The organism is Cellulomonas biazotea, assembly GCF_004306155.1.
GTDB lineage: Bacteria > Actinomycetota > Actinomycetes > Actinomycetales > Cellulomonadaceae > Cellulomonas > Cellulomonas biazotea.
Window position 1 is genome coordinate 1 of record NZ_BIMR01000094.1, and the last position, 26,302, is coordinate 26,302.

24 protein-coding genes are annotated in these 26,302 nt (G+C 73.6%); 12 read left to right on the forward strand and 12 right to left on the reverse strand.

Annotation, left to right across the window (positions count from 1 at the left end):
* Together CBZ_RS07680 and CBZ_RS07685 are read right to left on the reverse strand one after the other, a co-directional pair.
* The coding region (locus tag CBZ_RS07680; RefSeq protein ID WP_130780987.1) for a M24 family metallopeptidase at positions 1–430 on the reverse strand (430 nt) is incomplete at its 3' end.
* Positions 431–799: 369 nt separating this feature from the next.
* The gene (locus CBZ_RS07685) at positions 800–4,897 is read right to left on the reverse strand and encodes a CHAT domain-containing protein (protein ID WP_165446699.1); all 4,098 of its coding nucleotides are present in this window, start codon (positions 4,895–4,897) and stop codon (positions 800–802) included.
* A gap of 268 nt (positions 4,898–5,165) precedes the next feature.
* On the opposite strand from CBZ_RS07685, the gene CBZ_RS20810 reads away from it, so the two are divergent.
* Positions 5,166–5,336, forward strand: coding sequence for a hypothetical protein (locus CBZ_RS20810; protein ID WP_165446700.1), 171 nt, complete (start codon positions 5,166–5,168; stop codon positions 5,334–5,336).
* Between the two features lie 107 nt (positions 5,337–5,443).
* Here the strand turns inward: CBZ_RS20810 and CBZ_RS07690 are convergent, their stop codons facing one another.
* Entirely contained in the window at positions 5,444–5,902 is a 459-nt protein-coding gene (locus tag CBZ_RS07690; protein ID WP_130780989.1) for a GatB/YqeY domain-containing protein, read from the reverse strand.
* Between the two features lie 176 nt (positions 5,903–6,078).
* On the opposite strand from CBZ_RS07690, the gene CBZ_RS07695 reads away from it, so the two are divergent.
* The gene (locus tag CBZ_RS07695; RefSeq protein WP_246013137.1) at positions 6,079–6,876 is read left to right on the forward strand and encodes a GTP pyrophosphokinase; all 798 of its coding nucleotides are present in this window, start codon (positions 6,079–6,081) and stop codon (positions 6,874–6,876) included.
* A 5-nt stretch (positions 6,877–6,881) separates the two neighbouring features.
* Here the strand turns inward: CBZ_RS07695 and CBZ_RS07700 are convergent, their stop codons facing one another.
* Together CBZ_RS07700 and CBZ_RS07705 are read right to left on the reverse strand one after the other, a co-directional pair.
* Positions 6,882–7,550, reverse strand: a complete 669-nt coding sequence (locus CBZ_RS07700) for a class II aldolase/adducin family protein (protein WP_130780990.1) — start codon at positions 7,548–7,550, stop codon at positions 6,882–6,884.
* Positions 7,551–7,674: 124 nt separating this feature from the next.
* On the reverse strand, positions 7,675–7,980 hold the full coding sequence (locus CBZ_RS07705; protein ID WP_130780991.1) for a hypothetical protein: 306 nt from the start codon (positions 7,978–7,980) through the stop codon (positions 7,675–7,677).
* Positions 7,981–8,151: 171 nt separating this feature from the next.
* On the opposite strand from CBZ_RS07705, the gene nirB reads away from it, so the two are divergent.
* The 4 genes from nirB (at position 8,152) to CBZ_RS07725 (ending at position 14,141) form a co-directional block, all read left to right on the forward strand.
* Positions 8,152–10,746 (forward strand): nitrite reductase large subunit NirB, encoded by a 2,595-nt coding sequence (gene nirB, locus CBZ_RS07710; protein WP_130780992.1) that lies wholly within the window; start codon positions 8,152–8,154, stop codon positions 10,744–10,746.
* Positions 10,743–11,099: a nitrite reductase small subunit NirD gene (gene nirD / locus CBZ_RS07715; RefSeq protein ID WP_130780993.1), complete on the forward strand. Its 357-nt coding sequence runs from the start codon at positions 10,743–10,745 to the stop codon at positions 11,097–11,099. Before nirB ends, nirD begins: the two co-directional genes overlap by 4 nt.
* A gap of 85 nt (positions 11,100–11,184) precedes the next feature.
* A complete protein-coding gene (locus tag CBZ_RS07720) occupies positions 11,185–12,246 on the forward strand; it encodes a PDDEXK nuclease domain-containing protein (RefSeq protein WP_130780994.1) in 1,062 nt (353 codons plus the stop codon).
* A 173-nt stretch (positions 12,247–12,419) separates the two neighbouring features.
* Entirely contained in the window at positions 12,420–14,141 is a 1,722-nt protein-coding gene (locus CBZ_RS07725; RefSeq protein WP_246013139.1) for an RICIN domain-containing protein, read from the forward strand.
* A gap of 72 nt (positions 14,142–14,213) precedes the next feature.
* On the opposite strand, the gene CBZ_RS07730 is transcribed toward CBZ_RS07725, so the two are convergent.
* Positions 14,214–14,627, reverse strand: coding sequence for a PIN domain nuclease (locus CBZ_RS07730; RefSeq protein ID WP_130780995.1), 414 nt, complete (start codon positions 14,625–14,627; stop codon positions 14,214–14,216).
* Positions 14,618–14,845 carry a type II toxin-antitoxin system VapB family antitoxin gene (gene vapB, locus CBZ_RS07735; RefSeq protein ID WP_130780996.1) on the reverse strand — a complete coding sequence of 76 codons (228 nt, stop codon included), beginning with the start codon at positions 14,843–14,845 and terminating at the stop codon, positions 14,618–14,620. Before vapB ends, CBZ_RS07730 begins: the two co-directional genes overlap by 10 nt.
* Positions 14,846–15,059: 214 nt before the next feature.
* Between vapB and CBZ_RS07740 the strand changes: the two genes are divergently transcribed.
* The 4 genes from CBZ_RS07740 to CBZ_RS07755 all read left to right on the forward strand — a co-directional run bounded on the left by CBZ_RS07740 (position 15,060) and on the right by CBZ_RS07755 (position 18,876).
* The gene (locus tag CBZ_RS07740) at positions 15,060–15,677 is read left to right on the forward strand and encodes an AIM24 family protein (protein WP_130780997.1); all 618 of its coding nucleotides are present in this window, start codon (positions 15,060–15,062) and stop codon (positions 15,675–15,677) included.
* 13 nt (positions 15,678–15,690) lie between these two features.
* Positions 15,691–16,332 (forward strand): AIM24 family protein, encoded by a 642-nt coding sequence (locus CBZ_RS07745; RefSeq protein ID WP_130780998.1) that lies wholly within the window; start codon positions 15,691–15,693, stop codon positions 16,330–16,332.
* Complete coding sequence (locus CBZ_RS07750) at positions 16,332–17,087, forward strand: AIM24 family protein (RefSeq protein WP_130780999.1); 756 nt, start codon at positions 16,332–16,334, stop codon at positions 17,085–17,087. The genes CBZ_RS07745 and CBZ_RS07750 overlap by 1 nt, the downstream gene beginning before the upstream one ends.
* A 166-nt stretch (positions 17,088–17,253) precedes the next feature.
* Complete coding sequence (locus tag CBZ_RS07755; protein ID WP_130781000.1) at positions 17,254–18,876, forward strand: methyl-accepting chemotaxis protein; 1,623 nt, start codon at positions 17,254–17,256, stop codon at positions 18,874–18,876.
* 33 nt (positions 18,877–18,909) lie between these two features.
* On the opposite strand, the gene CBZ_RS07760 is transcribed toward CBZ_RS07755, so the two are convergent.
* Complete coding sequence (locus CBZ_RS07760) at positions 18,910–20,556, reverse strand: ABC-F family ATP-binding cassette domain-containing protein (protein WP_130781001.1); 1,647 nt, start codon at positions 20,554–20,556, stop codon at positions 18,910–18,912.
* Between CBZ_RS07760 and CBZ_RS07765 the strand changes: the two genes are divergently transcribed.
* On the forward strand, positions 20,555–20,719 hold the full coding sequence (locus CBZ_RS07765; protein WP_130781002.1) for a phosphotransferase-like protein: 165 nt from the start codon (positions 20,555–20,557) through the stop codon (positions 20,717–20,719). The two genes, CBZ_RS07760 and CBZ_RS07765, sit on opposite strands and share 2 nt — an antisense overlap.
* A 55-nt stretch (positions 20,720–20,774) precedes the next feature.
* On the opposite strand, the gene CBZ_RS07770 is transcribed toward CBZ_RS07765, so the two are convergent.
* The 4 genes from CBZ_RS07770 to CBZ_RS07785 form a co-directional block, all read right to left on the reverse strand.
* Positions 20,775–21,089, reverse strand: a complete 315-nt coding sequence (locus tag CBZ_RS07770) for a Clp protease/crotonase-like domain-containing protein (RefSeq protein ID WP_130781003.1) — start codon at positions 21,087–21,089, stop codon at positions 20,775–20,777.
* Positions 21,090–21,140: 51 nt separating this feature from the next.
* Positions 21,141–21,875 (reverse strand): pentapeptide repeat-containing protein, encoded by a 735-nt coding sequence (locus CBZ_RS07775; RefSeq protein WP_130781004.1) that lies wholly within the window; start codon positions 21,873–21,875, stop codon positions 21,141–21,143.
* Entirely contained in the window at positions 21,872–23,305 is a 1,434-nt protein-coding gene (locus tag CBZ_RS07780; RefSeq protein WP_130781005.1) for a hypothetical protein, read from the reverse strand. Before CBZ_RS07780 ends, CBZ_RS07775 begins: the two co-directional genes overlap by 4 nt.
* Positions 23,306–23,662: 357 nt before the next feature.
* The gene (locus tag CBZ_RS07785) at positions 23,663–25,186 is read right to left on the reverse strand and encodes a pectate lyase family protein (protein WP_246013141.1); all 1,524 of its coding nucleotides are present in this window, start codon (positions 25,184–25,186) and stop codon (positions 23,663–23,665) included.
* A 334-nt stretch (positions 25,187–25,520) separates the two neighbouring features.
* Between CBZ_RS07785 and CBZ_RS07790 the strand changes: the two genes are divergently transcribed.
* Entirely contained in the window at positions 25,521–26,231 is a 711-nt protein-coding gene (locus CBZ_RS07790) for a SprT-like domain-containing protein (RefSeq protein ID WP_130781007.1), read from the forward strand.
* Positions 26,232–26,302 lie beyond the last annotated feature (71 nt).

Below are 26,302 nucleotides of genomic sequence, written 5' to 3' on the forward strand. Positions count from 1 at the left end.
CGCGCGCGGCGGCGATCCCGGCGTCGAGCGCCTGCTCGGTCGTGGCGATGAGGCGCTGCGCCTCGGGCGTCTGCGTGCCGAGCTGGAACGTCAGGGCCGAGTCGCACACCCAGCCCTCGACCTGCGCGGCGAAGTCGATGCTGAGGACGTCCCCGTCCTCCAGCACGTGGTCCGACGGCAGGCCGTGCAGCGCGGCGTCGTTGACCGACGTGCACAGCACGCCCGGGTAGGGGATCGCGCCGAACGACGGGTGGTAGCCGAGGTACACGGAGTGCGCGCCCGCGGCGTCGATCATCCGGTGCGCGTGCGCGTCGAGGTCCTTGAGCGTCTTGCCGGGCCGTGCGACGTCGCGCAGCGAGGACAGGACGCCGGCGACGAACCGTCCGGCGGGGCGCATCTCGGCGATCTGGGCAGGGTTCTTGAGGGCCACGGGTCCACCCTGCCATGCCGAGCGCGCGAGCCCCTGGGCCGGGCTGGCGTCGCGGTGCGGGTTCCGGGCAGGGAACAGCCCGTGGGCCGGACCAGGAGGTCCTGCCGCGGCGGACGAGGTCGCGGCTCCCACGGGCTGCGGTGACTGTCGGTACTCGCTCGTCGCCCCCGCCGGTGACCGGCGGGACGCCACGGGCGGATGAACAGTCCGTCCCGAGCTTCGGGCGACTAGCGGACAGTCACCTCACGCGTCCTGGAGTGCTTCATGTTCCGGACCACCTCCTTCCCGTGTGCTGACGACGCTACGTCCGTCGCCCAGGGCCTGCCACCGTATTTCGCGCCGGACGAAGACCGGCGACGCGTGCGCTGGTCAGGCGTTCCAGGTGCGGATCTGCCACCCGCCCTCGCGGAGCAGCCGCACGCCCGCGCCGCTGAACCTCCGCGACCATGCGCCCTGCGTCCGGCTGTCGAGGAACGCGGCGAACGTCCCGGCGACGACGCGCTCGCGCACCCGCGGCGACGTGACGCACGCGTGCACGGCGGCGTTGTACATGCCGAGCAGCTCCAGGTGCTCGCGGCTCTCGGGCGGGTCGGCGCGGCCGAAGACGTCGTCGAGGACGTCGCGGCGCCCGGCGCGCAGCAGCCACGTGCGGGTCCGCATGGGGTGCAGGCCGGCCATGAGGGACAGCGCGGGGACGGCGTCGGCCAGCGGCAGGACGTCCTCCCGGTCGAGGCGTTCGAGCGTCGTCAGGACGGGGTCCGGGTGGTACAGCCCGACGGCCCCGAGGCCGCGCAGGCAGCAGTACCGCCAGCCCTCGTCGGCGTCGGGGCGCAGCCACGGGTCGAGGACGTCCATCGGGGTGCCGGTGCTCGCGCACGCCAGCGCGAGGGGCACGAAGACCAGGTGCCGGCCCCCGAGCGGTCCGGCAGCGGGGTGGTCGTCGTGCTCGACGGCCGTGACGGTCGCGGTGAGCCGCTGCAGCAGGGGCAGCCATCCGGCGGGGGGGCCGGGGGCGACGACGGAGTGCGCGACGAGCAGCGCGCGCCGCGTGCGGGCGTCGGCGTCGACGAGCAGCCGGTCGGCGAGCGCGTCCGCCCCCTCGGGGTCCTGCACGTCGTGCGTCGCGACGACCAGCGCGGCCAGGACACGGAACATCGTCGTGTCGGACCGCAGGAGCGCACGCAGGTCGTCGACGAGCGGCCCCAGGTCGGTCGCGGGGTCGAGCGCGGCGACGGCGCGGCGCGCGGACGGCGCCTCGGGCAGCCCGCCGCCGAGCTCGACGGGCCCGTCCGGGTCGCCGGGCGGGGTGAAGAGCCGCAGGACGCGCCGCGACACCTTCGTCGCGACGTACCCGCGCACGACGAGCCGCTGCACGAGCGGTCCCCACACCGGCCGGGTGACGCCGATCCGGTCGACGAGCATCCCGTGCCACAGGCCGCTGGTGACGCGCACGACCTCGTCGTCCGCGCAGTCGTTGACGTAGTTCGTCACCGTGACCTGCGAGAAGAAGTCGAAGATGCGGCGTGTGCGGGGAGTCGGCGGGACCAGGCGGACGCCCGCGGCGATCCGCGTGAGGACGTCCTCGATGAGCCTCAGCGGGTCGGCGGTGCCGTTCGAGTAGAGCGCGAACGCGGCCGCGTCGGCGTGCGCGTCGGTCGCGGCCGGGTGGGTGACGACGCCGATGAACGCGTCGGCCTGCGCGGCGGCGGGCAGCAGGCAGGTCGCGTGCAGGGCGATGCGCTGCAGCTCGGGCGAGTCGCCGACGGCCAGGCGGACGAGGAACGTGGTCGCCGCGGTCGCGTCCTTCTCGACGTACGCGGCGAGGACGTCGAAGACCGCGCCGCGTAGCAGGGGCACGTCGGACGACCCGAGGAACCGCACGACCCGCTCGACGGCGTCGCGCCCGTCGGCACCGCCGAGGTGCAGCGCGACGAGGTCCCGGTAGGGCCGGCCGACCAGCAGGGGGTCGTGCACGGACGCGACGAGCGCGGCGACCCAGTCGGGCTGCAGGGCCCGCTCGGTGAGCTCCGCGAGCAGCCTCGGGTCCGGCGGCAGCTCGGCGAGGTGCCCGGGCGCGTGCACGAGGCCGTACGACGCGCCGACGTCGTCGGGCCGCGCGAGGTCCTCGGGCGTGAGGGCGACCGTCGCCGCGACGACGCGCTCGTGCGCGGCCGGCGCGTCGACCCGGTGCAGGTTGAGGTTGTTCGCCTCGGTCTGCGGCGCCCGCAGCGTCGCCCCGAGGGTCGAGTGCGCGAGGCGGCACCCGTCGCCGTCGGCGACGACCAGACCGGCGAGGCTGCCGACGGTCGCGGCGACCCGCGGCAGGGTCGAGTCGAGCCACCGGACGAGCGCGGGGAGCGGCACCGGCCCGCGCGCGACGGCCAGGTGGCCGAGCACCGGCTCGACCGCCGTCGCCCACTGCTCCGTCAGGGTGTCGCCGTACGCCTGCTCGAGGATCGTCCGCAGCGCCACCCCCGACGACGCCTCCGCCTGGGCGGGCAGCACGAGGGCGTCGAGCGCGAGGTCCGGGTGGGCGAGGAGCTGCTCGGCGGCGTTGCGTGCGAGCAGGAAGCTCCCGTCGACCCGCTCGACCAGGGCGTCGACGACGTCGTCGCCGCGTCCGGCGGGCGCGAGCCGTCGCCGCAGGTACGCCTGGAGATCCGCGTCGACGAGCACGCGACGCGCGTCCGTGCCCAGGTCGAGCCGGGCGGCGTCGTGGTGCTGCGCGGCGGCGGCCACGGCCGGGTCGGACGTCGCGACGAGCACCCGGACCCCGGGCAGACCGGCCAGGGTGAGGACGGGCTCGATGCCCCCGGCGTCGACGCCGTCGACGAGCACGCGGACCGTCGTGCCGGGCGCGTCCGCGAGCACCGCCCGCCACGGCCGGCCCAGCAGCACCTCGGACAGGTCGGCGACGGGCAGGTGAGCGAGACCGTACGGCCCGGCGGCGTCGGCGCGCGGCGGCTGCCAGCCCGGCACGGTGACGGCGAGCTGCTCGGCGAGCGAGCTCACGACGGCACGCGGGTCGACCGACGCGCCCGAGCCGCTCTCCCGCACGACGTGCACGGCCGACCACCGGCTCCGGACGTCCTCCAGCAGCGCGGCCTCGGCGGGCGCGTCGGGACCCGCGAACCCGGTCCCCGCACCGGCCAGCCAGCCCGCCAGGACCGACGTGCCCGCGCCGGTCACGCCCGTGAGCAGCAGCAGCGACGACGGTCCGTCCGTCCACGCCGCGACCTCCCGGACGGCCCACCAGCGGGGCTGCAGCAGGTCGGGCGGCGGGACGACCCCCTCGGGCACCCGGTCCCGCGGCGGCACGACCGGCACCGGAGGTGGGGGTGGTGTGGCGAACACCTGCGGTGACGTGCGGGTGTAGAGGACGGGCGTCACCCACTCGGGGCCCGCGATCAGCACGTGCCGGGCGGCGGACACGGCCTGCTCGACGGAGGAACCGGCGGCGAGCGACTCGTACAGCGCGGCGGCGACCCGGTGCGCGGCGTGGTCCGTCACCGGGTACTGCATCGCGACGGCCACGGGCACGCCGGCGCGGACGAGCGCGTGCGCGGTGCCGGACTGCGGCTCCTGCGTCGTGACCTCGCCGGTGCTGCAGCCGTTGAGCACCGCGACGCGCAGCCACGGCGCGGCGACCAGGTGGTTGGCGAACGTGTCGGCGTCGACGACGTGCGCGGTACGGTCCGCCCACTCCAGGGTGACGACCCCGCCCTGCGCGCCGGCGCCGCCGTGCCCGACGAAGTGCAGGACGTGCCACTGCTCCTTCTTCAGCGCCGCCTGCAGGCCGTCGAGCGTCGGCTGCTCCAGCCGGTGCAGGTGGACCGCGTCACCGAGCGGCGCGACCGCGTCCTGCAGCGCGGCGTACTCCCGGTCGACGTCGAGCGGGGTGCGGTCCGTGGGCGACGCAGCGACGACGAGGATCCGCAGCCGGTCCCCGAGCGGTGCGGGGCCCACGGGCTCGGTGGCGTCGGCGTACCGGACGACGTACACGCCGGCCGTGTGCACGAGGAAGTTCGAGCCGTGCAGCAGCAGCTCCCACGGCAGCGCCGCGACCTCGGGGGCCTGGTCGAGCTGCAGCCGGACCCGCAGGGCACCGCCGCGCTCGGCGGCGAGGTTGCGGGCGGTGACGAGCAGGTCACGTGCGTCGGTCGCGAACAGCGCATCGAACAGCGCACGGCCGAGCGCCTCGGTCCGGGCGGCGAGCGCCGGGCGCGGTCCCGGCCGGGTCTGCTGCCGCGCCGCGTCGAGCTCGTCCGCGAACGCCGCGAGGACCTCGGGAGTCAGCGGCGGGACGAAGGCGCGGTTGGCGGTCTGCTCTCCCCGCGGGGTCCGCAGCGAGACGCGGGTGCGGTACCCGGTGCCGTCCGGGACGACGAGGACGTCGAGGTCGAGCACGGGCACGTCGGCCGTGCCCGACGGCACGCCCGCCGGTGGGATCTCCAGGCTCGTCGTCACGTGGTGCCCCCCGCCGTGCCCGCACGGTCCACGCGCGAGGGCCCTGCTCCCCCGGCGTCGTGGCCGCGTCGCACGACGCGCCGAGCGTACGGCCGCAGGCACGCGCTGTGACCCCTTTTACCCCTTTTTCGCCCGGTATCCAGGTCGTGAGAAGTCTCTCCTTCTGCTCAGACGGCGCCCGCCGCGGCCGATGGTCCCGGTAAGTTGCCGCGCGGCGAAAGGTCGACTGGACGTGCGACCAGCTCCGGAAGTCCCGAGGGAGGACGACATGACCGACCACGACAACGCGGCGCCCCACGGCACGCCCGCGCGGAACCTCACGCACGCGTTCACGGACCCGAACCCGTTCCTGTCCGAGGACCGCACCCTGCACGTCGCCGGGCGGTCCACGCCCATGCAGCGCGGCGTCAACACCGCGCCGGAGCACCGCGAGGACTGAGGTCCACCGCTCCGCCAGGTGCCCGCCGGGCCCGCGTCACGCACGCGGCGGCGGGCACCGGCGCGTCCGGGCCCCGGTCGTCCGCCGGCGGGTGCGAGGCCGACCGGTCAGCCCGCGAGCGCCGCCCGGACCAGCGCGGAGAGCTTCTTGCCGTCCGCGCTCAGCCCGGCCCGTGCCGTGGCCTCCTTCATGACGCCGCCCATGTCGCGCAGGGTCGTCGCCCCCGTCTCCGCGACGACGTCCCGGACCAGCGCCGCGAGCTCGTCGTCGGACAGCTGCGTCGGCAGGTACGCCTCGATGACGTCGGCCTCGGCGGTCTCGTTCGCGGCCCGCTCGTCCGCGCCCGCGTCGGCGTAGATCTGCGCGGACTCGCGACGCTTCTTCACCTCGCGCGCGAGGACCCGCAGCACGTCGTCGTCCGTGAGGTCCTTCTCGACGGGCCCGGCCTTCGCCTCGGCACGGACCGCGGCGACGACCTGCCGGATCGTTCCGGTGCGGAACGTGTCGCGGGCCTTCATGGCGGTCGTGAGGTCGGACGTCAGTCGGTCGAGGGTCGCGCTGCTCATGCGGCCATCGTGCCCCGTCGGAGCGCGGCGGCGCGATCTCGATGTTCGTCCCCGCCCCGCGACCCCGTCATGGTGCCCGCACGCAGCCCCCGACCGGGCACCAGGACGGGGGTGGGCCGACGACCCCGGACCTCGGGCCCGGCAGGGGGCCGACCCGTCCGACGTACCGTGGAGCGGTGACCGAGCCGACCCCGTCCGCGCCCGGCCTGCCGGGTCCGGACCTCTCCCTGCCGGACCCCGCCGAGGTGCGCGCGCTCATGACCGAGCTGCGACGCCTCGTCCTCACGTACAAGTTCGGGATCGACGAGATCATGACCAAGCTCGCGATCCTGCGCGAGGACTTCCGCCACATGCAGGACGACAACCCCGTCGAGCACGTGGGGTCGCGCCTCAAGTCGTTCGAGTCGATCGTCGCGAAGTGCCGCCGCAAGGGCATCCCGCTGACGCCCGAGGGCATCCGGACCCAGATGTTCGACGTCGCCGGCGTACGCGTGACCTGCAGCTTCGTGTCCGACATCTACCGCGTGCGGGACACGCTCGTGCGGCAGGCCGACCTGACCGTGCTGGAGGAGCGCGACTACATCGCGCACCCCAAGCCCAACGGGTACAAGTCGCTGCACCTCATCGTCCAGGTGCCCGTCTACCTCACGGACCGGGTGGAGGAGGTCGTCGTCGAGGTCCAGCTCCGGACCATCGCCATGGACTTCTGGGCCAGCCTGGAGCACAAGATCTTCTACAAGTACGACGGGCACGTCCCGGCGCACCTGACGGACTCGCTCAAGCTCGCCGCGGACGTCGCGTCGTCGCTCGACACCTCCATGGAGCGGATCCACACCGAGGTGCAGGCGATCGCGGCCGACGACCCGCCGCGCGGCCCGCGCGACACCGACCCGTCGAACCTCGAGGAGGCGCTGCTGCGCGGCTTCTGGCGGACGGCGGAGGCGGCGGAGTCGGACCGCTCGCACCTGGGCTGAGCCGGTCAGGGCAGGCGGGCGCCCTCGGGGACGTCGATCTGGTCGTAGGCGAGCAGGTTCGGGGTGCCGGCCCGGCGTGCGTGGTAGAGCACCTCGGCGTTCTCCTCGACGGCGACGGCGACCTTGAACGCGAGCTTGAGCGAGACGCCGACGGCGAGCAGGCCGTGGTTCGCCCAGACGACGGCGTTGACGTCGTCGCCCATGAGCTCGGCGCTGCGCTGCCCGAACGCGGCGCACGTCGAGAACTCGAACGGCATGACCGGGACCGGTCCCTTGGCGTAGAGCACCATGTTGAGCAGGACGGGGTCGATCGTCTGGCCGAGGGCGCCGAGGACGTTCACGAACGTCGACTCGGTGTGCACGATCGCCTGGGCGTCCGGGCGGCGGCGGTAGTGCGCGAGGTGCACGGGCAGCTCGGTGGACGGCAGCAGGTCGCCCTCGACCACGGTGCCGTCGAGGTCGACGACGAGCATGTCCTCGGGGTGCATGGCGTCGTAGCGGACGTCGGACGGGGTGATGACGATGCCCTCGAAGCCGTCGTCGCCGTGCACGCGGACGCTGATGTTGCCCTGGGTGTTGAAGTTGAGGCCGGCGCGGACCGACTCGCGGCAGTAGTAGAGGATCTCCTCGCGGAGCGCCTGGCTGGCCCGCGATCGTGTGCCGGTGCTGGTCATCGCCGTCCCTCTCGGTCTTGAATCCTTTCAACAGACTCTGGCAGGGCGACATCGGCACGGCGCGGGACGAATGTCCCGTCCGTCCGGAGACCGCTGCGCCGAACCGGCCCCGAGATGGCCCATCTCAGCCCTCGACGAGCCCCGACTCCTGGTACGCCACGACGCGCGGCGGGCCGTCCAGGTGCGTGCGCCACTCGGCGAGCAGCGCGCGCATCGCGGGGTCCTGCTCGACGCGGACCTGGTCGGTGTCGTAGGTGTCGCGGTCGGCGTACTCCATGATCTCGACGAACACCGCCGGGTCGTCGAGCGCCCACTGCAGCCGGGTCCGGATGCCGCCCGGCGCCTCGTAGGTCGGGCGGGCGCGCACCAGGAACGCCTCGAGGTCGGCGCGGCTCGTCCGGACACGTCCGTGCAGGTAGAGCGTGATCACGTCCCCATCGTGCCGTCGGACCGCGCGCGGCGACCGGGACGCACGGCCCGTTCTCTCAGAGGCGCCCGCGCCGGTGTGAGGTTCCGTGGGCCCAAGGGCCTGATCAGAGGCCATGTCCGCCTCGGATGCTGGTCGCAGCACCGCACGTCCCCGCACCACCGGAAGGTCCCGATGCGCACCGCACCCCCGCCCACCCTGGGCCGCGTCGTCGTCGTCGGCGCCGGCATGGTCGCCCACCGCCTCGTGGCCGGGCTCCTCGACCGGGCGCCGCAGGACGGCTGGCACGTGACCGTCGTCGGCGACGAGCCCTGGGCCCCGTACGACCGCGTCCACCTGTCCGAGCTCGTCACCGCCGACCGCACGCCCGCGGACCTGGCGCTCGACCCCGACGTGTGGGAGGACCCGCGGACCCTGCTCGTCACGGGTGACGCCGTCGCCCGGCTCGACCGCGACGCCCAGACCGTCACGACCCGCTCCGGCGCGGTCCACCCGTACGACCAGCTCGTCCTCGCGACCGGCTCGTGGGCCTGGACGCCCCGCACCGAGGGCACGGACCTGCCCGGCGTCTTCCGGTACCGGACGCTCGCCGACCTCGACGCGCTGCGCACCTGGGTCGCCGAGCGCTCGGCCGTCCTCGGACGCCCGCTGCGCGGCGCGGTCGTCGGCGGCGGCGTCCTCGGCCTGGAGGCGGCCGCGGCCCTGCAGCACCTCGGCGCGAGCGCGACGGTCGTCGAGTTCGCCGACCACCTGATGAACGTCCAGCTCGACGCGGGCGGCGGCGAGGCCCTGCGGGTCCTCGTCGACGACCTCGGCATGGACGTCCGCACGTCGACCGGGTGCACGGGCCTGGCGGCGGCCGACGACGGCGCCGTCGCGACCATGCGCCTGTCGGACGACAGCGAGATCCCGGCCGACGTCGTCGTCTTCTCGACCGGCGTCCGCCCCCGCGACCGCCTCGCCCGCGAGTCGGGCCTGGCGATCGGCGAGCGCGGCGGCGTCGTCGTCGGCGCGACGTGCCGCACGTCCGACCCGGCCGTGTGGGCGATCGGCGAGTGCGCGTCGTTCGAGAACGAGTGCACCGGCCTCGTCGCACCCGGCAACGCGATGGCCGACGTCGTCGTCGACCGGCTGCTCGGCGGCCCCAAGCTCTACACGCCCGCCCCCGAGGGCACGAAGCTCAAGGGCGTCGGCGTCGAGGCGGCGAGCTTCGGCGACGTGTTCGGCCTGACGCCGGGCGCGCTCGAGGTCACCTTCACCGACCCCGTCGCCCGCACGTACCGCAAGCTCGTCGTCTCCGACGACGCGCGCACGCTGCTCGGCGGCGTGTTCGTCGGCGACGCGGCCCTCTACCCGCAGCTGCGCCCGATGCTCGGCCGCCCGCTCGGCGCCGACCCGTCGGCGTTCCTCGCACCCGAGGGCGGCGTGCCCGACACGGGCGCGGACCTGCCCGACGACGTCGTCGTCTGCTCCTGCACCAACGTCACCGCCGGGACCGTCCGCGAGGCCGTCACCGAGCACGGCTGCACGACCGTCGGCGAGGTCAAGGCCTGCACCAAGGCGGGCACGGTCTGCGGCTCGTGCGTCCCCGTCGTCACGAAGCTCGTCAACGCGCAGCTCGAGGCCAGCGGCATCGCGGTCTCGCGGGCCATGTGCGAGCACTTCGCGATGCCCCGCGCCGAGCTCTACGCCCTGGTCCGCGAGGGCGAGGCCCGCACGTTCACCGAGATCGTCGCCGCGCACGGCACCGGCCGCGGCTGCGCGGTCTGCAAGCCCGTCGTCGCGTCGATCCTGTCGTCGCTGCGCGCCGGGCACGTCCTGGAGCGCGACCACGCCGGCCTGCAGGACACCAACGACCACGTCATGGCGAACCTGCAGAAGGACGGCACGTACTCCGTCATCCCGCGGGTCCCCGGCGGGGAGATCACCCCGGAGAAGCTCGTCGCGATCGGCTCGGTCGCCGCGGAGTTCGGCCTCTACACCCGCATCACCGGCGCGCAGCGGATCGGCATGTTCGGCGCCCGCATCGACCAGCTCCCCGCGATCTGGCAGCGGCTGATCGACGCCGGCTTCGAGTCCGGGCAGGCGTACGGCAAGTCGCTGCGGGCCGTGAAGTCCTGCGTCGGGTCCGCGTGGTGCCGGTTCGGCGTCCGCGACTCCGTCGGCATGGGCATCCTGCTGGAGAACCGGTACCGCGGGCTGCGCACGCCCCACAAGTTCAAGGTCGGCGTCTCCGGGTGCGCCCGCGAGTGCGCCGAGGCACGCGGCAAGGACGTCGGCGTCATCGCCACCGCGTCCGGCTGGAACGTGTACGTCGGCGGCAACGGCGGCGCGAACCCCCGGCACGCGGACCTGCTCGCCGAGGACCTGTCCGACGACGCGCTCGTCGCCGTCATCGACCGGTTCCTCGCCCTGTACGTCCGCCGCGGCGACCGCCTTCAGCGCACCGCCCCGTTCGTCGCCGACTACCCCGGCGGCATCGAGGCGCTGCGGTCCGTCCTGGTCGACGACAGCGAGGGCATCGCCGCCGACCTCGAGGCCGAGATCGCCCTGCACGTCGACGACTACCGCGACGAGTGGGCCGCGGCACTGGAGGACCCCGACAAGCTCGACCGGTTCACCGCGTTCGTCAACGCGCCCGCCGAGCACGACCCCGACCTGCTCTACACGCCGCTGCGCGGCCAGGTCCGTCCCGCCGAGCCCGGTGAGATCGGCCACCACGACCCGCGCGTCGCCCGCCTGCTGCCCCTCACGGAGGTGACCCGGTGACCACGACCGACCTGCGCACCGACGTCTGCGCCCTCGACGCCCTCGTCCCCGAGCGCGGTGCCGCCGCCCTCGTCGACGGCGTCCAGGTCGCCCTGTTCCGACTCGCCGACGACACCGTGCTCGCCGTGCAGAACCGCGACCCCTTCTGCGGTGCGAACGTGCTCGCACGCGGGATCGTCGGGTCGGTCGGCGACGCCCCCACCGTGACGTCCCCCATGCACAAGCAGGTCTGGGACCTGCGCACGGGCGCGTGCCTCGACACGGGCGGCAAGACGCCGAAGGACGCGTCGGTCGACCTCGCCACGTGGGCCGTGCAGGTCGCCGAGGGCAGGGTGCTCGTCACCCGCGCCTGACCGGGCGGTGCGCCCGTACGCGACGTCACCCGCGGGCTGTGGATGACGCGAACGGCGCGTCGCGACGACGGGGACCCTGACGTGCATGCCCCGGCCCCCTGAACGCCACGAGCCCGAGGGGTACGGCGACCTGCTCGCCGACCTCAAAGCCCGAGTCCGCGCGACGCAGGTCCGTGCCGCCCGCGCGGCGAACACCGAGGTGCTGCGGCTGTACTGGTCCATCGGGCGGGACGTCCTGGACCGCCAGCGGGTGGCGGGCTGGGGAGGCGCCGTCATCCCGCGCCTCGCCGCGGACCTCCGCAGGGAGTTCCCCGAACAGCGCGGATGGTCCGCCTCCAACTTGAAGAACATGCGTCGCGTGGCCGAGGTCTGGCCCACGCTCTCGGACTTTGGCCAACACGGTGTTGGCCAACTGCCGTGGGGGCATGTCGTGGTACTCCTCGAACGCCTGGCCACGCGCGAGGAGAGGGACTGGTACGCCGCGCAGGCCGTCGAGAACGGCTGGACCCGCAACGTGCTGGAGCACCACATCAAGGCCGACCTTCGGTCTCGGCTCGGCGCAGCCCCGACCAACTTCGCGGCCGCCCTCGACGCCCCCGACTCCGAGCTGGCCCAGCAGCTCGTCAAGGACCCGTACGTGTTCGAGCACCTGGGCCTGACGGCGCGCATGGCCGAGCGTGACGTCGAGCGGGCGCTGATGGACCGCCTGCAGGACACGCTTCTCGAGCTCGGGCGCGGCATGGCGTTCGTCGGGCGCCAGGTCAGGCTCGCGGTCCGGGACGACGACGGCGCGGTCGACGAGTTCGTCGTCGACCTGCTCCTCTTCCACGTCGAGCAGCTGCGGTATGTCGTCGTGGAACTCAAGGTGGGGCGCTTCGAGCCGGCCCACGTCGGGCAGCTCGGCACGTACGTCGCGATCGTCGACGGGCAGCTCCGGCGCCCGGGGATCCACGCCCCGACGATCGGCATCCTGCTGTGCACCGGGAAGAACGGGGCGACGGTGCGGTACTCGCTCGCGTCCTCGTCCGCGCCGGTCGCGGTTGCCGACTACGCCGGGCTGCCGCGCGACGCGCGCGAGGCGCTGCCGAGCGCGGACGAGCTCCGGGCGGTCATCGAGGAGGGCGGGCCCGAAGCGGCCGAGCGGTAACCCTGGGGGCGGAGCACAACGAAACGATTCAAGCCGGTAGTGCCCGTCCGGCGTCCCGACCTACGGTCGAGTGGCTCTCGGTAAACGCCTTCCCGACGACGTTCCGCGCACGGGGCGGTAGGGAGCCCTGGGTCGGACCGGCCCGGAGACCTCGACGGGAAGGGCCCGACGCCGTGCACCGCACCGACACGCACCCCCTGCTCGCACGCCTCCGACGACCGGGCACCGGCGGCCCGAGCGGCCCGAGCGGTCCCGCCGGTCCCGGCAGCCCACGCGGACCCCGCGGTCCTCGCCGGGCTCGCGGCCGCCGCACCCTCGCCCTCGCGACCGCGGCCGCCGCGGCCCTCACCGGCGTCGGCGTCGTCGCCGCACCCGCGGCCACCGCCGCGTCGGTCGACACCAGTGCGTACTACGTGCTGGTCAACCGGCAGAGCGGCAAGGCGCTCGAGGTCGCGAACTGGTCGACGGCCGACGGCGCGAACGTCCAGCAGTGGACCCGCAACGACCTCGCGATCCAGCAGTGGAGGTTCCTCGACGCGGGCTCCGGCTGGTACCGCCTGCAGAACCGCCACTCCGGCAAGGTCCTCGACCTGTGGGGCTGGAGCACCGCGGACGGCGGCGAGTTCCGGCAGTACAGCGACCTCAACGGCGTGAACCAGCACTTCAAGCTCGCGGACTCGGAGGGGGGCCGCATCCGGCTCCTCAACCGGCACAGCGGCAAGGCGCTCGGCATCCACGACCGCTCGACGGCCGACGGTGCCTGGGCGACGCAGACCCAGGACGGCAACCAGTACAACCAGCAGTTCGAGCTCGTGAAGATCGGCAGCGGCGGCGGCAGCGGTAGCGGGGAGTGCGGCGGCACCTACCAGGCCGAGGTCGTGCAGAGCGGCTCGACGTGGACCGCCCGGCGCGGCTCGACGACCACCTACAGCGGCACCGACATGCGCACCGCCATCCAGACCGGCATCGACAGCCTCACGTCGGGGAGGACCAGCAAGGAGCGGGTCGTCGTGCGCGGCTCGGGGTCGATGAGCGCGAACAGCCGGATCAGCCTGCGCTCGTACACGACTGTCGAGGTCTGCGGCACGATCGACGTCACCGGCTCCGGGTCCGGGGACCAGGCCGTCTTCTACGGCCGCGGCGTGACCGACGTCGAGATCACGCGCCTCAAGGTCACCGGCACCCCGCTGTACGGGATCTTCATCCGCAACGGCGTCAACGTGACGCTCGGGCAGATCGACCTGCGGTTCAACGGCTCGGGGCTCGGCGTGCGCATCGACAACCACGGCGACCGTTCGCAGCGCACCCGCAACGTCCGCATCGACAGCGTCTACGCGCAGGGCACGGGAGCCGAGGGCGTCGAGACGTACGGCGTCGACGGCCTGACGATCGGCACCGTCACCGGCCGCAACACGGGCTACTCGGCGCTGCTCCTCAACGACACCAACTGGGCGACCGTCGGGACGGTCGACGCGCAGGGCGCGGGCACGGGCACCGGGTACGCCGCGTTCCGCATCGCCAACCGGGCGGGGCGCGACACCGGCTCCTACCCGACGAACATCAAGGTCGGCACCGTCAAGGCGTCCGGCGGCGGCCGAGGCGTCTTCTGCGTCTCGGAGAGCGGCGGGCTCGCGATCGACCGCGTCGAGATCTCGGGCACCGGCAACAACCCGATCCTCATCGAGAACTGCTACAACGTGTCGCTCGCCAACCAGAGCGGCACCGTCTCGGGCGGTCAGGTGCGGCTCGCGGCGCGGACCGAGTTCGCCGGGAACCGCGACATCACGCTGCAGAACCTCACGCTCTCGAACGGCGCGACGGTCCGTGAGAGCCCGTGCACCAGCAACCTGACGATCCGCAACGTCACCCCGACGAGCGCGATCACGCGCTGCTGAACCCCGCCGGGTCCGGCGTCGTCGCACGACCCGACGGCGCCGGACCTCGCGCCGGCCCTCGGTCGAACGCCCTCAGTCGAACAGGAGCGTCTCGACGCGCTGCCCCGTGACCTCGGCGATCAGGTCGAAGTCCTTGTCGACCGCGAGCACCGTGAGGCCCAGCCGCTCCGCCGTCGCGGCGACGAGGAGGTCCGGGATCGACGCCGCACGGTGCTCCCCGCGCTCGGCGAGCAGCACCTGCACCTCGAGCGCACGGTCCTCGATCCCCGGGGTGAGGTGCTCGACGGGCATGAGCGAGATCGGAGGCGTCGACGACGCCTCCAGGGCCACCCGCGCCGAGATCGCCGAGAACCCGACCTCGAGGCGGGTCACGCCGGCGATCCGCAGGAGACCCCGCTCCAGCCGCGCCTGCCACTCGTCCCGCTCGACGGCGAACGGCAGACAGACCAGGGCGGACTTGTCGACGAGCCAGCCCGTCACCGCCACGCGGCCCCCATGACGTCCGGGTCGGCGAGGTCGGCGAACCCGGCGGCGAAGCGGTCCCAGTCGTCGGGCGTCATCCGGGTGGGCCGGACGGCACTGGGCACCTCGGACTCGAGGTGCCGGCGGAGCACCTCGGCCCTCGACACCCCGAGGCTCCGCGCCTCGTCGTCGAAGTGGGCGACCGCCGCGTCGGACAGGCCGCGGACGAGGATGTCGGGCATCGCGCACCTCCTTCGTTGATATCACGCTAGCACCGCTCGGGGTCGGAGGGATGGCCGTCGCTCCGCCACGCATCCGGGCGAATGTCCAGGACGGAGGGCGGACCCGGCCGCGTCGTCCCGTCCGTCCGGATAGGCTCCCCGCGAACCGACGCCTCCCGTCCCCACGGACCGGCGTCCGACACGCCCGCACGGGCCAGAGCACGACAGGGGAACCGTGGCCGTCCTCACCGCCGACAAGCGCGTCCTGCACGCCGACCTCGAAGGCGACTCCGTCCGGGCCGCGTCCGGCTCGATGGTCGCCTACACCGGGAAGGTCGAGTTCAAGTCGGCCGGCATGGGCGGCGGTGGCGGGTTCCGCGCCGCGCTCAAGCAGAAGGTCGCGGGCGAGTCCATCTCCCTCATGACGGCCAGCGGCGCGGGCCGCGTCTACCTGGCGCAGGACGCCATGGACGTCACCGTCGTGCACCTGACGAACGACCGGCTGACCGTCGAGTCCGACCACATCCTCGCGGTCACCGACGGCCTGCAGCTCGACGTGCAGTTCGCGGGTCTGCGCGGCATGACGAGCGGCCAGGGCCTCGCGACGACCACGGTCACGGGCACCGGGCAGTGCGCGATCATGTCCGAGGGCCCGCTCATCGCCCTGGCGGTCACGCCCGGCGAGCCGCTGGTCGTCGACCCCGACGTGTACGTCGCGGGCACCGGCCAGACCCAGATGAGCCTCGTCTCGGGCGTCACGTGGCGCTCCGTGGTCGGCGAGAGCGGCGGGGAGCCCTTCTCGCTGCGCTTCGAGGGCCAGGGCACCGTCTACATCCAGCCCGCCGAGCGCTGAGGGGCCACCGCGCATGCCGTTCGAGAAGATCAACAGCAAGGTCGTCCGCATCGCCGTGACGCCCCAGCAGGCCGTCCTCGCCCGCCGTGGCGCGATGCTCGGCTACAGCGGCCAGGTCGCGTTCCGGCCGATCAGCGGCCAGGGGCACGGAGTCGGCGGGATGGTCGGCGCCGCGATGTCGGGCGAGTCCAACCCGATGATGGCGACCGAGGGCAACGGCTCGGTGCTCTACGGGTTCCGGGGCCTGCACGTCACGGTCCTCGACCTCACGGGCGACTCGCTCACCGTCGAGGCCGACCGGATCCTCGCGCACGACGCCCACCTGCAGACGAGCGTCGAGTTCATCGGGCAGGGCGGGGTGCGCTCCGCGGTCCGTGGCGCGATGACGGGCCAGGGCCTGTTCACGACGCGCCTGTCCGGGCACGGCTCGGTCGCGCTCCTGTCGCACGGCGGCACGTTCCCCCTGCAGCTCACCGGTGACACCGTCGGCGTCGACCCGCAGGCGTACGTCGGCCACGTCGGTGCCCTCAACGTCGACCTCAAGGCCAGCGTCGGCCTGCGCGACCTCGTCGGCCGCGGGTCCGGCGAGGCGTTCCAGCTCCACGTGTCCGGCCACGGCACGGTCTACGTCCAGGCCTCGGAGGAGAAGTTCTGATGATCAGCGGCATCGACACGACCGTCTACGACGCCCGGAGCCTGCCCGCGGACGACAACGTCAACCCGTACGCGTTCTCGATCGACCTCAACGGCGAGTGGTTCACGTCGAAGGGCGCGATGATCGCGTACTACGGCTCGATCGACTTCTCCGCCGTGTCCGCGTACGCGTCGCGCGCCGCGTGGGTCGCCGCCCGGTTCTCCTCGCCGCTGTACGCGCAGGAGTGGGTCGTCGCGAGCGGCCGCGGCAAGCTCGTGATCGGGGACCGCGGGAACGACATCAACTCGTACGACCTGGCCGACGGCAACCTCACGATCAAGCAGACGAACCTGCTGGCCTTCGAGACGGGCCTGGAGCTCAAGCAGTCGATCGTCCCCGGCTTCGTCACCCTCATCGGGACGGGCAAGTTCCTCGCGTCGTCGAACGGCCCGGTGATCTTCGTCGAGCCGCCGTTCCGCGCCGACCCCGAGGCGCTGCTCGGCTGGGCCGACTGCCCGTCGCCGTCCGTGCACTACGACTACAACTGGATGGCGCACTCGCTGGTCGCGGGCATCCAGTCGATCTTCGGCCGCGAGTCCGGCGAGGAGCGCCAGTACGACTTCACGGGCGCCGGCACGGTCCTGCTCCAGTCGTCCGAGGTGCAGCGTCACGACCCGGCGCTGCTGCGCATCGTCGAGGCGCAGACGACCCTGCTCGACAACCAGTCGGCGGGCCAGCTCGGCCAGCGGCTCGTCGCCCGCTCGCAGCAGCAGTAACGACCACCGCACGCCCGAGGGGCCCGGACCAGCGCGGTCCGGGCCCCTTCGTCGTGCCCCGCGGTCGCGCGGGAGGCGCCCCCCCGACCGCTCAGGACCTCACGCCGTCATCCGATCAGGTGACCGTAGAGAGAACTGCAGAGGGACCTGAGCAGGGAGCAGCACCGTGAGCACCACCGAGTCCGCCGCCGACCGTCGCACCGTGGGCCGCCGACGCATGACCTGGCCGATCGGCCGACGCCTCGTCGCCGGCTACGCCGTCGCCCTCGTCCTGATGGCCGCGATCGGCGTCGTGTCCTTCGTCAACACGCAGGCGCTCGTCCGGAACAACGGCTGGGTCCAGCACACCAACGAGGTGCTGAACGAGACCGACGCGATCCTGTCCTCGCTGAAGGACGCGGAGACGGGCCAGCGCGGCTACCTCATCACCGGCGTCGACACGTACCTCGCGCCGTACACGGCCGCGAAGGTGGCCGTCACGGACCACGTCGACACGGCGCGGCAGCTGACCGGCGACAACGCCGACCAGCAGGCGCGTCTCGACGAGCTCGAGCCTCTGATCGCGGCCAAGTTCGCCGAGATGCAGGAGACGATCGACGTGCGTGGCACCGACGGCTTCGAGGCCGCGCAGGCCATCGTGCTGTCGGACCAGGGCAAGGTCGTCATGGACCAGATCCGCGCCCTGCTCGACGACGTGCGGGCCGACGAGTCGGCGCTGCTCGTCGAGCGCGCGGCCGACGCCGACCTCGCCGCCAAGGCGACCACGGCCGTCGTCCTGGGCGGGACGATGCTCGCCGCGATCGTCGTCCTGCTCATCGCGACGTTCCTCACGCGGAGCATCACGCGCCCCATCAACGCCCTGACGTCGCGGCTGCGGGAGATCGCGGACGGCGACGGCGACCTGACCCAGCGCGTCGACGACACCCGCACGGACGAGGTCGGCGAGCTCGCCACGGTGTTCAACCGGTTCGTCGGGAACATCGCCACCCTGGTCCGCCAGATCGGCGAGACCGCGTCGACGTCGTCCGCCGCCGCGCAGGAGCTCTCGGTCGTCAGCGCCGAGATGACGCGCCAGTCGACCGACGCCGCCGCGCAGGCCACGACCGCGGCGGCCGCCGCCGAGCAGGTCTCCGCGAACGTGCAGACCGTCGCCGCCGCGAGCGAGCAGATGGGCGCGTCGATCCACGAGATCGCCCGCAGCGCGTCCGAGGCGAGCGGTGCGGGTCGCACGGCCGTCACGAGCACCGACGAGGCGACGACGACCGTCGGCCGGCTCGGGGAGTCGTCCGCCGCGATCGGTGGCGTCGTCGCGCTCATCAACACCATCGCCCAGCAGACCAACCTGCTCGCGCTCAACGCGACCATCGAGGCCGCGCGTGCCGGGGAGTCCGGCAAGGGCTTCGCGGTCGTCGCCGGCGAGGTCAAGGAGCTCGCGCAGCAGACCGCGCAGGCGACCGAGGAGATCACGGCCCGGATCACCCAGATCCAGGCGGACGTCGATGTCGCCGTGACGGCGATCTCCACGACGACGCAGGTGATCGGCCAGGTCAACGACCACCAGACGAGCATCGCCGGGGCGGTCGAGGAGCAGAGCTCGACCACGACGTCGATGGCGGCGAACGTCGCCGAGGCCGCGGTCGGCGCGACGGTGATCGCCGACAACGTCCGCTCGATCGCGAACAACGCGCAGCAGACCGTGGGCAGCATCGAGCAGATCCGCTCGTCCGCCGACGAGCTCGCACGCAACTCGCAGCACCTCGACGCGCTCGTGGGTCGCTTCCGGGTCTAGTGCACCGCCGAGCGGGCGGCTCGGTCGGGCGGCTCAGTCGGGCGCGACCTCGCTCACGCGGCCGTCTTCGACGTGCCACCGGCGCGTCAGCCGGACCGTGTCGAGCATCCGGCGGTCGTGCGTGACCAGCAGGATCGTCCCGTCGAACGACTCCATGGCCTGCTCGAGCTGCTCGATCGCGGGCAGGTCGAGGTGGTTCGTGGGCTCGTCGAGGACGAGCAGGTTGACCCCGCGGGCCTGCAGCAGCGCGAGGGCCGCCCGGGTGCGCTCGCCGGGCGACAGCGACGACGCGGGCCGCCCGACCTGGTGCCCGGCGAGCCCGAACTTGGCGAGGAGGGTGCGGACGTCGGCGGTCGTCCACTCGGGGACCTCCCGGGCGAACGCGTCGCCGACGGGGACGTCGCCCTCGAACGCGGCCCGCGCCTGGTCGACCTCGCCGACGAGCACGCCCGACCCGAGGGACGCGCCGCCCTCGCCGGCGGCCACGCGGCCGAGCAGCAGCGCGAGCAGCGTCGACTTGCCCGACCCGTTCGGGCCGGTCACCGCGACGCGGTCCTGCCAGTCGAGCTGCAGGTCGACCGGCCCGAGCACGAAGTCGCCGCGCCGCACGACGGCCGCCCGGGCGACCGCGACGACGGCGCCCGAGCGGGGTGCCGTCGCGATCGACATGCGCAGCTGCCACTCCTTGCGCGGCTCCTCGACGACGTCCAGGCGCTCGATCATCCGGTCGGTCTGCCGGGCCTTCGCGGCCTGCTTCTCGGACGTCTCGCCGCGGTGGTGCTTGACGTTCTTGTCGTTGTCGGTGGCCTTGCGGCGGGCGTTGCGCACGCCCTTCTCCATCCAGGCGCGCTGCGTGCGGGCTCGCAGCGCGAGCGCGTCACGGCGGGAGGCGTAGTCCTCGAACGCCTCGCGCGCCTGCCGCCGGGCCGTCGACCGCTCCTCCAGGTAGGCGTCGTACGAGCCGCCGTACGTCGCGACCCGCTGCAGGCTGCGGTCGATCTCGACGACAGTCGTGACGGTCCGCGCGAGGAACTCGCGGTCGTGGCTCACGACGACGACGGGCGCCTGCGCGCGGTCGACGAACTCCTCCAGCCGGTCGAGCCCGTCGGCGTCGAGGTCGTTCGTCGGCTCGTCGAGCAGGTACAGGTCGAACCGGGACAGCAGCAGCGCGGCGAGCCCGACCCGTGCGGCCTGCCCGCCCGACAGGGCCGTCATCGGCAGGTCGAGGTCGACCGCGAGGCCCAGGTCGTCGGCGACGACGCCGAGGCGGGCGTCGAGGTCGGCACCGCCGAGCGACATCCACCGCTCCAGCGCCTCGGTGAACCGGTCGGCGGCGTCGGGCTCGTCGGCCGCGAGCGCGTGCGACGCGTCGTCCATCTCCGCCTGCGCGGCCAGGACGCCGGTGCGCCGCTCCAGGAACGAGCGGACCGTCTCGTCGGGGTGCCGCTCGACCTCCTGCACGAGGTACCCGACCTGCGCGGACGCCGGCGACAGGGACACCGCGCCGGACTCCGGGGCGCGCTGCCCGGCGAGGATCCGCAGCAAGGTCGTCTTCCCGGCACCGTTGGGCCCGACCAGCCCGACGACGTCCCCGGGGGCGACGACGAGGTCGAGCCCGGAGAACAGCTCACGGTCACCGAAGGCTGCGGCCACCCCACGGGCCTGGACGGTCGCGCTCATGCGCCCATCCTGCCTGCCCGCCGCGACGTCCCCTGACACCGCGGCGGTCGCGCAGGCCGAGACCGTCCACCGCGGCGTGAGGTACGACCTCGAGGTCGACACGTCCGTGGCGTCGCCGGACGAGTGTGCCCGGACGATCCTCACCGCGCTCGCCGCACGCTGACCGGGCCGGCTCGCGGTCCGCGTGCGGCAACTCGGGCCGGTGGGCGGCGCCGTGGTCACAGGTCGAGGGTCGGCTCCACCGAGCTGATGACCTTGTCCCTCTGCCGCGCGTACGCGATCTCGCGGCGTGTCGATGCTCCGACGTAGCCGCCCTCGCTGACCACGCGGACCTCGTCCGCCAGGTCGATCCGCCGCAGGTGCAGCTCGGCCAGCGCCTCGCGCACGGCGGGCGTCAGCTCCTCGCTCACCGCCTCGGGGCCGAGCACGATCACGCCCTGGGAGGTGAGTCGTCGCCGCTCCGAGTCGAACAGGTGCTGGAAGCGCAGCGAGCCGCTGAGGCACACCACCGTGGGTCGTTCGACGGCGTCCACGCCGCATCTCCTCGCCGTGCCGGACCGGACAGCAGCGATGCTCGCACGTGCCTAGGTGTGCGGCGTCCCTCGTCGCGCCGCGGCCAGCGCCTCCCGGCAGCCGGAGGCCGGGTACCGGTCGAAGACGTCGTGCGCGAGCGCGGCCGCGGCCGGGTGCTCGTCGAGGTACGACGCCCACTCGGTGTAGCAGCGCGCACGGTCGGCGACGACGGTCGCGCACGCCATGACGAGCGCGAGGTCGTCGCCCGCCTCCCGCGTGAGCAGCTCCGCGACGACCTCCCGGCACCGCCAGAACTCCCGCGCGCCGGTGAGGTCCGCGCCGGAGAAGCGGGTGCCGAGCGTGGACGCCCGGCCCAGGCGTGCGGACCGGAGCACCGCGCCGGAGCAGTCCGTGGCGACCAGGTGCGCGAACGACAGGTCGGCGCCCGTGAGGTCGGCGCGTTCCAGGCCGCTCTGCCGTATCCGCGCCTCGGCGAGGTCCGCACCGCTGAGGTCCGCCTCGGGCAGCTCGACGTGCGTCAGGGCGACGCCGCGGGCGTCGACGTCTGCCAGGACCGCGCACGCGGCCGCGACCAGCGAGAACGACGCACCCTCGAGCCGGGCGCCGCGCAGGTCGGCGAGACGCAGGTCGCACCTCTCGAAGCGTGTCCCGCGCAGGTCGGCACCGCGCAGGTCGGCGCCGACCAGGCTCATGCCGACGAACGTCCGGCCGGCGAGGTCGGCGCCCGCGAGCGCCGCCGCGCCCGGCGTGGTCCCGGTGCCGCCGTGGGCGGTGGGCGTCGTCATGAGCCCGGCATCTCGGTGAGCGGGTCGGGCGCGAGCTCGGAGCGCAGGCGGGCGATGTCGGCGTCGAGCGCGTCGCCGACCTGCGCGTGGATGTCGTCGTACAGCTTGCTGTCGGTGAACGCGAAGGTCCCGCGGAGCTCGTCGGTCCGCGTCTTGCCGCCGAGCATGTTGGGGATCGCGGTGATGCCGTAGGTGTGGATCCAGGTGCGCCACAGCTCGACGGCGTAGGCGTGGGTGTCGCTGAGCTGGACGGCGGCCGTCATGTCCGCGACGTTCTGCTGCACCATCTGGACGGGGTCGGCGTCGGCCAGGTCGGTCCGGCCCTCGGCCCACGCGCTGCTCATCTTGCTCTTGAGCTCGATGCACAGGTCGACGCCCGCCTTCGCGGCCGCGCCGAGCTCCATGCTCTTGATCGCGTCCCAGCGTTCCGGTGACATGCCCGCTCCCTTCGAGGTCCCGGGGCTCGCGGTCGGGCTGGGGGTGTCGGAGCCCTGGTGCCCGCCGCCGGACGACGCGGGTGCGCGGACCCCGCCGAGCCGGACGATGTACTTGGAGATGTCGCCGAGGGAGGTCGCGATGGCGGCGCCGCCGAGCTTGCCGTCGCTGCCGGTCGCGCTCGCCGCGGCCAGATAGGCGGTCGCCGGGGTCTTGACCCGCTCGGCCACGGCGCCGCCGATCGATCCGCCGATGCCGGCGAGCAGGATGCCGAGCAGGATGTCGTTCTGGAGCTGCTGGCGCTTGCCGTGCTCGTCGACGGCGGTCTTGTGGTTCTCGTACGCGGCCTTGTAGTTGAGGTACGCCTGGCTGGCGATCCCCTTGAGGCCGAGGAACGCGGAGTTGAGCTGGAGCCCGGCCAGGTCGCACCGGTCGGACAGCCAGGCGAGGTCGGCGACGACACGGAACCGGAACGGCTGGGAGAACGCCTGGCCGGCGGCGGCGAGCGGTGGACCGAGGGTCACCTGCGGGACGGCGGCGACGAGCGCCGCGGGCTCGCCGAGACCGGCGGGAACCCCCATGCTGCCGACGACGACGCGGAACGTGGCGACGTCCCGGTCGACCGTGCACTGGGCGGGTGTGTCGCCCACGACGGTCCCGCCCATGGACGCCGACGCGGAGGGCATGTTCGACAGGTCGGCCCGGAAGACGAGCGTGTCGCCGCGGAACACCTTGTCCTGGGTGCGTGCGACCCCCTCGCCGAGCGCGCCGGGGATCACCTCGAACGTGGGGTGGAACGTCACGGCCGGTGTGGTCGACAGCATCGTCGGCGCGGGTGCCGGGACCTGCCGGCTCACCGTGGGTCCGGGGCGCCCGGGCGCCGCGCGTGCGACGCCCGTCCCGGGCCGGGGGCCGGTGACCGGTTCGGTGATCGCGTCCGCGACGGCGCGGTTGCCCGCCGACCGCTGCAGGTCGAGGAGCCGGTGGCCGGGCACGCGGGGTCGGTCGGTCGGCGTCGCGCTCTCGCGACGTCGCGGTGCGGGCCGGTCTCGACGCTCGGACCCCACCCGTTCACCCCCTGCGTCGCGCCACCGGCCCGCGGGACCGGCGTGGTGCTGGGCGGCGGCGCCGGGCGGCGGCATGGCCACCGTAGCGACGGCTCTCGCGCAGGCGGTGCCCGTTGGGACGTCGGGCGGGGCACGCGCGGTGCCCGACGAGGCGGCGCGCACCGGGGGCGGGCACGGCTGCGGGCACGCCGACGCCCCCGGCCAGGAGGTCCTGACCGGGGGCGTCGTCAGCGTGCGGGGTGGGATCCGCCGACGTCGTCAGCGGGTGCGCCCGTCACCTGTCGGTCACTTGTACGTCTCGAGCTCCGCGATGCGCGGCGTGCCCGACGCGCTCGTGATGTCGAGGGTGACCTTCTTGAGCGACGTCGAGGAGAACGTCACGACACCCGGTGCACCGCTCCCGGACTTCAGGACCGCGCCCGTGTCGGCGTTCAGGACCCGCCACGCGCTGATGGTGCCGCCACCCGAGGCCTGGCGGACGTTCACCGAGGAGATCGTCGTCGCGGAGCCCCACTTCACGGAGATCTGGCCGGTGGACCCGCTCGGCGACCAGTAGGTGCTGAGCGACCCGTCCTTGACGTTGCCGTACGAGGTGCCGCTGGCCTTGCTCGACCCGTCCGCACCGCTGGCGGTCAGGCTGAGGTTGGTGCCGGAGGGCGCCGTCGACGTGGGCGTCGGCGTCGGGGTGGTCGGCGTCGGGTTCGGCGTGGTGGGCGTCGGGTTCGGCGTCGTCGGGTCCGGCGTGGGCGTCGTCGGCGTGCAGGTGCCGTTGGACGTCTTCAGGCCGGTGTTGGCGCCGGCCGTCTGGCGGACGACGTCGGGGACGCAGCTCGCACCGTCGAGCGAGTACGAGTACGGCACGCTCACGGAGCCGGTCGACGCCATGCTCGGGCCGGCGGGGTTGTGGTCGCTGCTCTTCGACGACCACGTGACGTTGTCGAGGATGTTCCCCGACGTCTGCCAGGTGCCCGCGGCGTCCGTGTAGAACGTGCCGAGGACGTCCTTGGAGTCCTCGAAGTAGTTGTTCTCCACCTTGGCCTTGGCGCCGGCCCGCGAGTTGATGCCCGACTCGTTGAGCTTGACGTAGTGGTTGTTGTAGATGTGTGCGACACCGCCGCGCAGCAGCGGCGTGCGGGAGTCGATGTTCGAGTACAGGTTGTGGTGGAACGTGATGTAGCCGCTGCCGGTGTCGGTCTCGCTCGAGCCGATGAGGCCGCCGCGGCCGGAGTTGCGCAGGATCGAGTAGGACAGCGTGACGTTCTCGACGTCGTTCTTCATGTCGAACAGGCCGTCGTAGCCCTCCGACTCGCCGCCGGACGCCTCGAGCGTGACGTGGTCGACCCAGACCTTGCGGACGGTGCTCTCCATGCCGATGGCGTCGCCGCCGTTGGAGGTGGGCGAGCCCGACTTCTTGACGTTCTTGACCGTGACGTTCTGGATGATGATGTTGCTGGAGTCACGGATGTGGATGCCCACCTGGTCGAAGGTGGCGCCGTTGCCGACCCCGACGATCGTGACGTTGCTGATGCCCTTGAGCTCGATCACGCCGTCTGCGGTGTTGCAGCTGTTGCCCGAGACCTTGGCGGTGTTGCCGTGGTTGATGGTGCCCTCGACCTGGATCGTGATCGGGGTGCTGGTGCTGGCGCGGGTGCACAGCGCGGTGTGGATCGCGGTGCCGGTCGTGGCCTTGACGGTCGTCCCGCCGGCGCCGCCGGTCGTCCCTGCGGCGAACCCGTTCGCGGTCCCGGTCGCCGCCTGGGCGCCGGTGGTCGTCAGGACGGTCACGCCGATCGCGGTCGCCAGGGCCATCGCGGCCCCTGCCGCGCAGAGTCGCGTCGCGACTGGTCGTCTCATGTGTGGCTCACCTTCGTCATCGAGTGCGGAGCACGTCCGTGGTGCGTTCTGACCACGTCCCGGTGGGGTGACGGCCTGCCGGCGGTCGGTGCGGCGGGCGCCCGGCCCGGCGTTGGGTCGTGGCGCGCACCGGTCCGTCCGACGGTCAGAAACCGGTTTCTCGACACTAGGAGAGCGGTTTCCGAGACCACAAGGGGTTTGAATCCTTTAAGCCCGGAGCGGTGTCGCGGGCCCGACGACAGCCGTGGACGACGGACAATCGAACGCCCCCGCACCCGGACGGAGACCCGTGGACCTGCCCGACGCGCTCGCCCTCGCGCACCGCCTCATGGACCAGCACGGCCTGACGCAGGCCGGCTGGACCGTCGGCTTCGACCGCGCCCGCACCCGGGCCGGCGTCGCGAGCTCGTCGCGGCGGTGGATCGGGCTCAGCACCGAGCTCACGCGTCTCAACGACGCCGACCGCGTCCGCGACACGATCCTGCACGAGATCGCGCACGCGCTCGTCGGCACCCACCACGGCCACGACGCGACCTGGCGGGCGACCGCGCTCGCCATCGGCGGCTCGGGCAGCCGTCACACCGACGAGGGGACCGTGCAGCCCGAGTCGCCGTGGCGCGGCGTCTGCCCGGCGGGGCACGAGATCCGGCGGTTCCGCACCCCGCGCGGCCCGAGCTCGTGCCGCCGCTGCTCCCCGACGTTCGACCTCGCCGCGCTCATCGCCTGGACGCACCACGGCGTCCCGACCGCACCGCTGCCGGCCACCCCCGCCGCACCGACGGCCTCACGGCGGCGTCGCACCGCCCGTACGCGCACCCGGCGACCGGCACCCACGACCCGGCCGGACCTCGTGGCGGGCACGACCGTCGTCGTCACGTCGCCCGGCCGGTACCACGGCGTCACCGGCACGGTCGAGAAGGTGGCCCGGACCCGTTACCACGTGCGCACCTCCGCGGGTCTGCTCACGGTGCCCTTCGCGCTGGCGCGACCCGCGCGCTGACGCGCGGCCGCCGGGCCGGGGCGAGGCGGTGAACGGCAGACGCTCGGCCCCCGGCAGCAGGACGGACGCGG